Genomic DNA, 11,900 nt, shown 5'->3' with positions numbered 1-11,900 from the left:
AAGAATTAAAAATTGAGAATTAAAAATTAAAAATTTTTGAAACCTTAATTATATCCATCAGTTTTGATATTGATGTTATACTTCTCTAAACGACGGTACAAAGCACCTCTTGACAAACCCAATTCTTCGGCCGTTTTACTGACATTGTTGTTGTTTTTTAATAGCGCTTTCTCTACAGCCGCTTTCTCTACAGAAGAAAGCTGAATGTCATCCGGATTTTCTTCATAAGCCGTAATGATTTCTAAATCCAGGTCAGAAACGGTAATCTTATTATTTTCGCAGAGAATAACAGCACGTTCAATTTTATTTTCCATTTCACGGATGTTCCCGTTCCAGGCATGTTTTTCAATTTGTTCCAACACTTTTTTATCGAAAGTGATTTCGTCTCTTCCGTATTTGGCTATCATTTTTTCGAGAAGATATTCTGCTAACGGAATTTTATCTTCATTTCGTTCACGTAACGGAGGCAAAACAATTTCCATTGTATTGATTCGGTAATACAAATCTTCCCTGAAATTTTTGTCGGCAACTTCATGTTTCAAGTTTAAATTGGTTGCCGTAATAATGCGCACATTTAATGGTCTTGGTTTTGTCTCGCCCAATCTGGTAACGGTTTTGGTTTGAATAACCTGTAACAATTTAGATTGTAAATGCAATGGAACATTTCCTATTTCATCTAAAAAAATAGTTCCGTTTTGCGCCATTTCAAAACGTCCGGGAGTATCCAGTTTGGCATCTGTAAAAGCGCCTTTGGCATAACCAAATAATTCACTTTCGAAAATGTTCGAATTCAACGAACCTAAATCGACCGCTATAAAAGGATTATTTTTTCTTTCAGACTGACTGTAAATATGATGTGCCAAAACAAATTTTCCGGTTCCGTTTTCACCAAGGATTAAAACATTAGCAGCTGTTTTTGCTACCTTATCAGCCAGAGAATACGCCTTTTTTATAATCTCAGAAGTGCCGATAAAAAAGTCATTTTCGGTTTCGATATTCTTAGTTTTCTTCTGGTCTTTTCGGGCTTTATCGACAGCCTGTTTTACCGATTCAAGTAGTTTCTTGTTTTCCCAGGGTTTCAAAATATAATCAAAAGCACCGTTTTTTAAGCCTTCAACCGCAGTTTCTACTTTTCCGAATGCCGTCATTAAAATCACGACTGTTTTTGGCGAAAGTGTTTTTATCTCTTTCAGCAAATACAATCCTTCCCTTCCATCTTCAAAACCTATTCTATAATTCATGTCCAACAAAACGACATCAATAGTTTTTTTCGACAATAATTCGACAACATTTTTCGGATTATTGAGCGTATAAATGTCTTCAAAATACTTTTTCAGAAACACTTTCGACGCAAAAAGGATGTCTTCCTGATCGTCGATGATTAATATTGAGGCATTTGTCTTTTTCATTTTTGTTCAGTTTTGGACGCAAGCTGTCCAAAAATGGACAGTTTTAATTTCTTTTAAAAAATAAAATTTTAAAAATAAGGCAGTTACAATCTTTAAATTTTTGGCATGAAAATCACATTAAGACTAACAAATCATCAAATATGTGCAACATTATTGTTGGTAAAAGTAACAAAAATAGGCAGCTAACAACTATATTGTTAATTATCTTAATTTAGGTGCGTTTCTGTTACTTCGGCAATAAAAATTATTAAAAAACATCAATCTAAAACAACAATTATGATCAACATTAAAAAACTTTCAAAAATTTTCAGAACCGAAGAAATAGAAACTAATGCATTGAATGAAATTTCATTAACAATCAATCAGGGTGATTTTGTTTCGATCATGGGACCATCGGGAAGCGGAAAATCAACTTTGCTAAATATTATCGGATTACTGGACAGCGCTTCATCCGGAAGTTATCAATTGTTAGGTCAGGAAATGATTGGCACTAAAGAAAAAGAAAAATCAAAAGCCAGAAAAGAAAACATTGGCTTCATCTTTCAAAATTTTAATCTAATTGATGAATTATCCGTTTTTGATAATATCGAATTGCCTCTTATTTACAACAACGTTCCAGCATCTGAAAGAAAGAAAAAAGTACAGGATATCGCTACTAAATTAAACATTTCACATCGATTGAAACATTATCCACAGCAACTTTCAGGAGGTCAGCAACAACGTGTGGCAGTTGCCAGAGCATTAATTAATGATCCGAAAATTATTTTAGCCGATGAGCCAACCGGAAATTTGGACAGTAAAAACGGAAATGAAGTAATGGAATTACTAACTGACTTACACGCCAACGGAGCCACAATTTTAATGGTTACACACTCCGATTATGATGCTTCTTTTTCTCAAAAAACAATTTTAATGAAAGATGGAATTATTCTTTCTGAAAAGGTAAACAACAGAAATGTTGATGTTTTTGCAGCCACTTTAAACAACTAAAGTCGTGCTAAAAAACTGGATTAACATATTTATATACCACATCAAAAACAACAAGCTTTTTACGGCTTTGAATGTTTTGGGTTTGGGTATTGGAATTGCAGGATTGATTTTTGCGATTTTATATTGGAATGAGGAACATTCTTATGATGAATGGAATCCTGAAAAAGATAAAATTTACGCTGTTTTAAATAATCTTGGTGGTGGTAATATTTGGGCGGTAAACTCAGCAGTACCAGGTCCAATATTAAAATCAACTTCTTCAGATTTAAAAGATTATTGTTATTTCAATACTTTTTACACTAAAGAAACGGTTCAATATAATGGCAAAATAGAGTTAATCGATAAGATTTTCTCGGCACAAGGCAATTTCTTTTCTTTTTTTCCTTTTGAATTTATTCAGGGTAGCGGAAAAAGTGCCATTCATGATCGTAATAGTATTGCGCTATCTGAAGAAACGGCTTCGCGTTTGTTTAAGGATGAAAACCCAATGGGAAAACAGGTTAAATACGCAGAGAAATATTTCGTTGTTCGTGGCGTATATCGTTTATCTGGAAAATCTTCGGTTATGCCTGCTGCTGTTACCACTATAATTGAGGAAGAACTGAAAAAAAATAAAGAAAGCTGGGGTTTTAACTATGGCCTAATGCTAAAATTAAAAAAGCAAAGCGATACGACTGCTATTGTTAAGAGTCTAAATGATATCTATGTCGAGCATAACTATAAAAAACAGGCAAAGGAAGAAGGTATTTCATATGAAGCCTATTTAAAAAAGTATGGAGAAGTTACCACGGCGAAATTACTTCCGCTTCGTGGCTCAAGGCTTTTTCAGGGAAATTATCCTTTTCCTGACGGAAATGGAAATCTCCAATTTTTAAGAATACTAATGGGATTATCTATTCTTATTTTATTGTTATCGATTGTAAATTATATTAATCTCGCTACTGCAAATGCCATAAAACGAGCAAAAGAAGTTGGCGTGAGAAAAATTGTGGGTGCTACCAAACCACAAATTATTGCCCAATTTGTATTTGAAACTACCTTAATTACGTTGTTTTCACTTTTATTGGCATTGGTAATTGTTGAGCTTTCACTGCCTTTTTACAATGCCCTTTTAAGCAAAAATTTAATTCTTGAAGGTTCTCAGTTTTATTTGCAACTGATATTCATTTTTATAATTGTCATTTTAGTTTCGGGTGTTTTACCGGCTATTTATATTTCGAATTTTGAGCCCTTGAAGGTTTTAAAAGGAAATTTTTCGCGCAGTAAAAACGGTATCTGGCTGAGAAACGGAATGCTCGTTTTGCAATTTGCCATTGCTACCTTCTTTATTATTGGTTCTTTTATAGTGTATCAACAAGTGCACTTTATGGCGCAGAAAAATTTAGGTTTTAAAGGCGCACAAGTCATGGATATTTCTTTTAGACCTAAAAAAGGTCAAAAGCAGTTTGAGAGATACAAAACAATCAAACAGGAACTTCTAAAAATAAAAGGCGTTCAGGCTGTGTCTGCAGGTGTATTTTCTATTGGAACCAGTACCAATTCGTGGTCTGGTTTGCATTATAAAACCAATAAGGAAGTTATAACGCAACAGATGGCGATTGATTTTGGAATGCTCGATGTTTTAGGAATTCCAGTAATAAAAGGAAGAGACTTATCAAGTAAACTTGCTTCAGACAGTGTAAGCAGTGCGTTATTAAATGAAGCTGCAGCTAAAACATTGCTGGAAAAAGATCCTATTAATAAGGAAGTTGTTTGGGAAGGTAAAAAATTCAAAATCGTTGGAATAGTAAAAGACTTCCATTATTTTGGGCTCGAAAACCAAATTTCGCCCATGTTCTTTTTACATATCACTGCTATCGATTGGATGCAAGAAGATTTAATCAATATTTCCGTAAAGATTGCACCACAAGAAATGCCTGAAACAATTGGGTCTCTGGAAAAATTCTGGACAACAAAAGTGGATACAGAATATCCTTTCGAATTTAATTTCGTTGACAGAAATTTTGCCAGAACCTATAAAAAATATCAAAATCAAAGTGAGTTATTTTCACTCTTAAACGGAATTGTAATTCTGATTGCCGTTTTCGGATTGTTTGCCTTAGCTTCTTTTTCTATGGAAAGAAGATTGAGAGAAATCGCGATCAGAAAAACATTGGGCGCTGAAACCAATATTTTACTGAAGGAATTATCAAAACAATATGTGATTTTCTGTTTGATTGGTTTTGTGATCGGAATAATTCCCGCCTATCTTTTATTGCGAAAATGGCTTGAAAATTTTGCTTTTAGAATTGACATTCCTGTAGTTCCCTTTTTTGTCGCACTTGTTTCTTTGATGTTTTTGACCTTGACAATTGTGTTGGCAAAAGCGTATCAGGTAACCAAAATTGATGTTTTAAAATACTTAAAATACGAGTAAAATGCTAAAAAACTGGATCAATATATTTATCTATCACCTTAAAAACAACAAGTTCTTTTCGGCTTTAAATGTTTTAGGATTAGCGATAGGAATCGCGGGGTTAATTTTCGCCTTACTTTACTGGAACGACGAACAAAGCTACAATGCCTGGAATCCTGAAAAAGACAATGTTTATCAGGTTTTGGTTCAATTAACAGATACGCCTGTTGGCACTGATAACACCGTGCGATTAAAAGCCTATTTACAAAAAGATTCCAATGTCGAAAACATTGTTTTTGCGGATAGCTGGTATCAAAAAAGTAAAATAATTTATAAGGGCAAGAAAGAATTCGTTGATAAAATAATCAATGTCGAAAGTGATTTCTTTTCTCTGTTTCCTTTTAAAATTGTTCAGGGAAATAGCGGAAGTGCCATAAAAGACGGAGCAAGTATTGCTATTTCTGATGTTCTTGCAAAACGTATTTTTGGCAATGTAAACCCCATTGGCAAACAAATTAATTGTCTTGACAATTTGTTTGTCGTTCGTGCGGTATACCACATTCCGGGTAATTCTTCGATTGCTCCAAATGTTGTAGTAAACCGAATGAAAGATCTTGCAGATCCGGCGCAAAGCAGAAGTTTGTTTGCTTTAAAAATACTTTTGAAACTAAAAGATCCTTCAAAAGTGGAGCAAACCCGAAAGATGCTTGAAAAAGCCTATTATGACGAAGTCATTGTAAGAGAAGCCAAACAAGCTGGTTTTACTCCGGAAGAAATGACAAAAAAAGTCGGTCATTTTAGCGTTTTCATGGAGCCTCTTTCAAAAGCCAGATTACAGTCTGTCACAGATGGATATCCTGAAGGCCGTGGCAATTATCAGTTTTTGTTAATCATGGTGGGGTTGTCGATTTTGATTCTCATTTTATCTATCGTCAACTATATCAATTTGGCTACGGCTACTGCCATAAAACGCGCTAAAGAAGTAGGAATCCGCAAGATTGTTGGTGCATCAAAAAGCAATATTATTTTTCAGTTTATATTTGAAACAACTTTGATCAGTTTGTTTTCCATCTTTATTGCTTTGGTTATTGTCGAATTGACTTTGCCTTATTACAATAATTTTCTAAACAAAAATTTAATGATTATTGGAGGACAGTTCTATTTACAACTAATTCTAATTTTTATCATTACTATTTTGGTTGCAGGAATATTTCCGGCTGTTTATGTTTCTAATTTTGAAACCTTGAAAGTCCTGAAAGGTAATTTTTCAAGAAGTAAAAACGGCGTGTGGCTCCGCAACGGAATGCTGATATTTCAATTTGCTATTGCAACCTTCTTTATTATTGGTTCAGGCATTGTATACCAGCAAGTAAAATATTTAAACGAAAAAGATCTTGGTTTTAAAGGAGATCAGTTGATTGCAATCGACTTACACCTTCCGCCTTCTTACTATGCAGGAGAAAATATTGATAAGACCATTTTCAACAAATACAATACAATAAAGCAGGAGCTTAGCAAGATTGACGGAGTTGAAAACGTTTCAACCGGACTTGTATCTTTTGATGGCGCAGACAATTCTTTAGCACCACTTTTATATCACGATGTGCTTTTCAAAGCAAAACATATTGGGATCGATTTTGGAATGCTTGAAATGATGAAAATCAAGATGGTAAAAGGTAGAGGACTAGACAGAAAACTTGCCTCAGATACTGTAAATTCTATTATGATAAATGAAACCGCTGCTAAACTGATGAACATGAAAAACCCGATTGGGGAGGAAATTCTGATTCGGAATCAAAATTTAAAAATTGTTGGCGTCGTTAAAGATTTTAATTTATTGAGTCCTGAAGTCAAAGTTCCTCCAATGACGTTTTATCATATTGAAACCTTGCATATGGCGGAAAACATGAGTGCCATTTACGTAAAATTAAAATCTCAAAGTACTGAAAATACGCTGGCAGACATTGAGAAGTTCTGGACCGCAAATGTGGATCAGGAATATCCTTTTAAATATGATTTTGTCGATAAACAATATGCGAGAACGTATGAAGCATACATCAAACAAAAAAACCTTTTTTCGCTGTTAAATGTAATCGTGATTCTTATCGCCCTTTTCGGATTATTTTCTTTGGCTTCTTATTCGATACAAAGACGTATGAAAGAAATCGCCATTAGAAAAACCCTTGGTGCTGATACCAATGTTTTATTGAAAGAATTATCGAAGCAATATATTTTGTATTGTATCATTGGCTTTCTAATAGCATTGTTTCCCGTTTATTATTTATTGAACAAATGGCTGGAGAATTTTGCTTTTAGAATTACCATTAGCGTATTTCCATTTATTCTCGGATTCGTCATTTTACTAATTCTGACCTTAATAATTGTGCTTTCAAGAGCTTATTCCGCTACAAAAACAGATGTTTTGCAGTATTTGAAATATGAATAAACTAAGTCTTTACTTCTTTTAGAACTAACCTCAACCAAAACTATGATACTCAACTATATCAACATATTTATTTACCAGTTAAAGCACAATAAACTATTTTCATTCCTTAATATTCTGGGATTATCAATAGGAATCGCAGGATTAATATTCGCATTACTTTATTGGAACGACGAACAAAGTTACAACGATTGGAATCCTGAAAAAGACAATGTTTATCAGGTTTTGGTTCAGGTAACCGATATGCCCGCCTGGTCAGATTGCGCCTTATTCCTGAAACCGGCTTTAGACCAAGATCCAAATGTCAAATCTATACTATATGCTGATTCCTGGTATCAAAAGGATAAAATTATTTACAAAGGAAAAAAGGAATTTGTAGATAAAATTATCAATGTCGAACAAAATTTCTTTTCTTTTTTTCCTTTCAAGATTATTCAGGGAGATGCTATTTCTGCTATAAAAGATGATTCGAGCATTGCAATTTCAGATAGTACGGCTAAAAGGATTTTTGGAAATGAAAATCCCATTGGAAAACAAATAAAATGTTTTGACCAACTTTTTTCTGTCCGTGCCGTATATCATATTCCCGGAAATTCTTCGATTGCGCCAAATATGATTATCAATAAAATGAAGGAACTGACAACTTCCGGAATGACAAATCCGTTTATTTTAAAGCTATTATTAAAAGTAAAAGACCCGTCAAAAGTTGATCTTACAAGAAAGAAACTCGAAAGAATTTACAACCACGATTTTATTACGAGACTTGCCAAAGAAGCCGGCTTTACACCCGAAGATATGGCTAAAAAAGTAGGTTATTTTACGGTTATTCTTGAACCTTTATCAAAAGCCAGATTACATTCGATAGCAGATGGTTATCCGGAAGCACGAGGAAATTATCAGTTTTTAATGATCATGATGGGTTTATCTGTTTTGATTCTCGTTTTGTCGATTGTTAATTACATCAATCTCGCAACTGCTAATGCTGTAAAGCGGGCGAAAGAAGTTGGAGTACGTAAAATTTCTGGTGCATCAAAAGGCGATATTGTTAGTCAGTTTCTTTTTGAAACGGTTTTAACCACGAGTTTTTCTATTTTACTGGCCTTGGTAATTGTAGAACTGACTTTGCCGTACTACAACAACTTTTTAAACAAAAATCTTGTACTTCTTGCCAGTCAGTTTTACATACAATTGTTATTGATTTTTATCATTACAATTTTGGCAGCAGGATTATTTCCGGCCATTTATATATCTAATTTCGAAACTTTTAAAGTTTTGAAAGGAAATTTCGGAAGAAGCAAAAACGGTATCTGGCTGCGTAACGGAATGCTTATTTTTCAGTTTGCAATTGCTGCCTTTTTTATTATTGGCTCAAATATCGTATACCAGCAAATTAAATATTTACAGAATAAAGATATGGGTTTTAAGGGCGATCAGGTAATTTCGGTTTGTTTAAATTTTCCATCGGTTGACTACCAGGGAGAAAATGCAGCCCAAAATATTTACAACAGATACAACACCATAAAACAGCAGCTCAGCAAAATTAAAGGCGTCCAACAAATCTCTACGGGCCTTATTGCGTTTGATGGTTCAGACAATTCTATATCGGCGGTTTTATACAATAATGAACTTTTTAAAGAACGCACTATTGCTTTAGATTTCGGTATGTTTGAAATGTTGAACATCAAAATAATTAAGGGAAGAAATTTTGATAGCAAACTAGCCTCAGACACTATAAACTCAGTGATCATAAACGAAAGCGCATTAAAATTAATGAATCTTAAAGATCCCATTGGCAAGGAACTTTTAATTCGGGAACAGAAATTAAAAATAATCGGTATCGTTCAGGATTTCAATTTATTAAGTCCTGAATTAAAAGTGCCGCCAATTGCTTTTTACAATATCAAAATGTTTGGTATGACACAGAACATTAACAAAGTTTATGCAAAACTAAAGCCGGATGATCTGGAAAATACGATTGCCAATATCGAAAAATTATGGTCGAAAGTTGATACCGAATATCCGTTTCAATATGATTTCGTAGATAAAGAATATGCGAGAACCTATGAATCGTATGTAAAGCAAAAAAACTTGTTTTCACTGTTAAACATTGTAGTAATTCTAATTGCGCTTTTTGGTTTATTCGCCTTAGCATCGTATTCGATACAAAGACGAATGAAAGAAATCGCCATCAGAAAAACACTTGGCGCCGACACGAATGTTTTATTGAAAGAATTATCCAAACAATATATTTTGTATTGCGTCATTGGTTTCATAATCGCATTGTTTCCGGTTTATTATTTATTGAACAAATGGCTGGAAAATTTTGCTTTTAGAATAGATATTAGCATTTTTCCATTCCTTTTCGGATTCGTCATTTTATTAATTCTTACTTTATTAATAGTCCTTTCAAGAGCTTATTCCGCTACGAAAACAGACATCTTAAAGTATTTGAAATATGAATAAAATCATCTTACTATTTATAATCTTAATTCATTAAAAACAGAAAACTCCATCAGCCGCGGCTGATGGAGTTTTTTTTATGGAGGGAGCAAGTGTTCTGCTTTTATGAAAAACCTGTTAAACCCGTAAAATCTTTTCCATTTTTTTGCCTTTTGCCAGTTCATCTACCAACTTATCTAAGTAACGCACCTGACGCATCAACGGATTCTCGATTTCTTCAATGCGGTATCCGCAAATTACGCCCGTAATGAGCGAGGCATTCGGATTGAGATTGGCTTTTTCAAAAAAGTCTTTAAAGGTTATTTTTTCATCAATCAGTTTTTGTAATTTCTTTTCGTCATATCCCGTCAGCCATTCAATTACCTGATGCAATTCAGCAATTGTTCTGCCTTTTCTCTCCACTTTAGCTACATAATGCGGATAAACCGAAGCAAATGTCATTTGGGCTACGCGTTCATTTTGTTTGTCGTTAGGTGTCATGGGCTCTTTGGATTACAAATTAATCTGATTACAATACGAATATAGTAGTTTCCATATAAATATTTATTCTAAGAATATTTCTTTTTGTGTTGTTAACAAAGTAAAGATGTTACTATTCTTAACTGTACTTTATATAGCACACATTACAAACAAGTAGATAGAAAAAACAATTATTCCCGTTGCGTTTGAATTCGTATATTCGGCCCTTATTTTGAGAAAAGAAAATGATTGCAAAATTGAATGAAAAAAAATCCTATCCATGGATTGTTGTTGGCTTGTTGTGGTTTGTAGCTTTATTGAATTATTTAGACAGACAAATGCTTTCTACTATGAAAGCAGCGATGATGGCGGACATTCCTGAATTGGCTAAAGCTGAAAATTTCGGTCTCTTAATGGCTATTTTTCTTTGGATATATGCGCTGATGAGCCCTGTTTCCGGAATTATTGCCGATCGATTTAACCGAAAAAGAATAATCATAGCAAGTCTTTTTATTTGGTCCGGTGTTACTATGGCGATGGGTTATGCCACAACTTTCGATCAGGTTTATGTTTTGCGCGGCATTATGGGTTTTAGCGAAGCTTTTTATATTCCGGCTGCATTATCCTTAATTGCAGATTACCATCAGGAAAAAACACGCTCTTTTGCCATTGCTATTCATACGACCGGAATTTATTTAGGACAGGCGCTGGGTGGTTTTGGAGCCACTATTTCCAAACATTTTTCCTGGCATTTCAGTTTTCACTCCGTAGGTTTGTTAGGTGTGCTTTACAGTATAATACTGCTATTTTTTCTACAGGAAAAGAAAACTTACTTTTTTGACCCTACAAAAAAGTCATCTGTTACCTATGAATTCAGGCAAATGTTCAAAGGATTGGGAATATTATTCGGTAATATCTCCTTTTGGGTTTTACTCTTTTATTTCTCTGCACCAAGTTTACCGGGTTGGGCGGCCAAAAACTGGTTACCCACCTTATTTACTGAAACTTTACATTTAGACATGTCTCTGGCGGGACCAATTGCAACAGTAACCATTTCGATGTCTTCCTTTTTTGGCGTTTTAATTGGTGGTGCCATTTCAGATAAATGGGTGATGAAACATCTTAAAGGAAGAATTTACACCAGCGCTATTGGATTGTCTCTTACCATTCCGGCATTGTTTTTATTTGGCTACTGCTGCGACATCGAAGCTATTATTTTTGGCGCTATCCTTTTTGGACTTGGATTTGGAATATACGACACCAACAATATGCCTATTCTTTGTCAGTTTGTTGCGCCTCGTTACAGGGCTACCGGATATGGAATTATGAATTTTGTAGGTATTTCGGCCGGGGCTGTTATCACCGAATTTTTAGGAAAAGCCGCTGATAATGGCGGAATGAGACACGTTTTTGTACTGCTATTATTTGTAGTTGTTTCTGCTATTATTTTACAACTGGTTAGCCTGCATCCAAAAACGATAGATATGACTGAGGGGAATGAGTTGTGAGATATAAACAAAAAACTCTATTATTGCTAATGGAGTTTTGATATTTTATTTTGAGATTTAAACATTTCGCTCCTATAGAGCTTTTAATAAATTGGTTAATTCTTTTCTATAAATATTTCGCTCTTCCAGAGCTAAAAATCTTCTATTGTATATTTTGAAAACTCCAGAGGAGTGTAATGTTTATAGAAAATAATAAAAATAAGGATCAAAGCCCCAGAGGGGCGACATATGATTTG

7 protein-coding genes are annotated in these 11,900 nt (G+C 34.1%); 5 read left to right on the top strand and 2 right to left on the bottom strand.

Annotated features, from left to right (window positions below):
* Window positions 1-44 precede the first annotated feature (44 nt).
* Window positions 45-1,409: a sigma-54-dependent transcriptional regulator gene (locus tag B0A65_RS03300; RefSeq protein ID WP_074659282.1), complete on the bottom strand. Its 1,365-nt coding sequence runs from the start codon at window positions 1,407-1,409 to the stop codon at window positions 45-47.
* A 276-nt stretch (window positions 1,410-1,685) separates the two neighbouring features.
* Between B0A65_RS03300 and B0A65_RS03295 the strand changes: the two genes are divergently transcribed.
* From B0A65_RS03295 to B0A65_RS03280, 4 genes are read left to right on the top strand one after another with little or no spacing between them, the layout of a single operon-like run.
* Window positions 1,686-2,399 carry an ABC transporter ATP-binding protein gene (locus B0A65_RS03295; protein ID WP_083370421.1) on the top strand — a complete coding sequence of 238 codons (714 nt, stop codon included), beginning with the start codon at window positions 1,686-1,688 and terminating at the stop codon, window positions 2,397-2,399.
* Between the two features lie 4 nt (window positions 2,400-2,403).
* Window positions 2,404-4,815, top strand: coding sequence for an ABC transporter permease (locus tag B0A65_RS03290; protein ID WP_074659280.1), 2,412 nt, complete (start codon window positions 2,404-2,406; stop codon window positions 4,813-4,815).
* Window position 4,816: 1 nt separating this feature from the next.
* Window positions 4,817-7,240 (top strand): ABC transporter permease, encoded by a 2,424-nt coding sequence (locus tag B0A65_RS03285; protein ID WP_074659279.1) that lies wholly within the window; start codon window positions 4,817-4,819, stop codon window positions 7,238-7,240.
* Window positions 7,241-7,282: 42 nt separating this feature from the next.
* Window positions 7,283-9,700, top strand: coding sequence for an ABC transporter permease (locus B0A65_RS03280; RefSeq protein ID WP_074659278.1), 2,418 nt, complete (start codon window positions 7,283-7,285; stop codon window positions 9,698-9,700).
* A 114-nt stretch (window positions 9,701-9,814) separates the two neighbouring features.
* On the opposite strand, the gene B0A65_RS03275 is transcribed toward B0A65_RS03280, so the two are convergent.
* Window positions 9,815-10,177 carry a DUF2200 domain-containing protein gene (locus B0A65_RS03275; RefSeq protein ID WP_074659277.1) on the bottom strand — a complete coding sequence of 121 codons (363 nt, stop codon included), beginning with the start codon at window positions 10,175-10,177 and terminating at the stop codon, window positions 9,815-9,817.
* Window positions 10,178-10,401: 224 nt separating this feature from the next.
* Between B0A65_RS03275 and B0A65_RS03270 the strand changes: the two genes are divergently transcribed.
* A complete protein-coding gene (locus B0A65_RS03270) occupies window positions 10,402-11,664 on the top strand; it encodes an MFS transporter (protein ID WP_074659276.1) in 1,263 nt (420 codons plus the stop codon).
* Window positions 11,665-11,900 lie beyond the last annotated feature (236 nt).

This window comes from Flavobacterium frigidimaris (assembly GCF_002217275.1).
Taxonomy (GTDB): domain Bacteria; phylum Bacteroidota; class Bacteroidia; order Flavobacteriales; family Flavobacteriaceae; genus Flavobacterium; species Flavobacterium aquidurense.
This window is presented reverse-complemented; position numbering and strand designations above follow the sequence as displayed.

Excerpts from the sequence above, each read along its gene's own strand:
- B0A65_RS03300 (WP_074659282.1), bottom strand. The coding sequence starts at position 1,409 with ATGAAAAAGACAAATGCCTCAATATTAATCATCGACGATCAGGAAGAC.
- B0A65_RS03295 (WP_083370421.1), top strand. The coding sequence starts at position 1,686 with ATGATCAACATTAAAAAACTTTCAAAAATTTTCAGAACCGAAGAAATA.
- B0A65_RS03285 (WP_074659279.1), top strand. The coding sequence starts at position 4,817 with ATGCTAAAAAACTGGATCAATATATTTATCTATCACCTTAAAAACAAC.
- B0A65_RS03280 (WP_074659278.1), top strand. The coding sequence starts at position 7,283 with ATGATACTCAACTATATCAACATATTTATTTACCAGTTAAAGCACAAT.
- B0A65_RS03275 (WP_074659277.1), bottom strand. The coding sequence starts at position 10,177 with ATGACACCTAACGACAAACAAAATGAACGCGTAGCCCAAATGACATTT.
- B0A65_RS03270 (WP_074659276.1), top strand. The coding sequence starts at position 10,402 with ATGATTGCAAAATTGAATGAAAAAAAATCCTATCCATGGATTGTTGTT.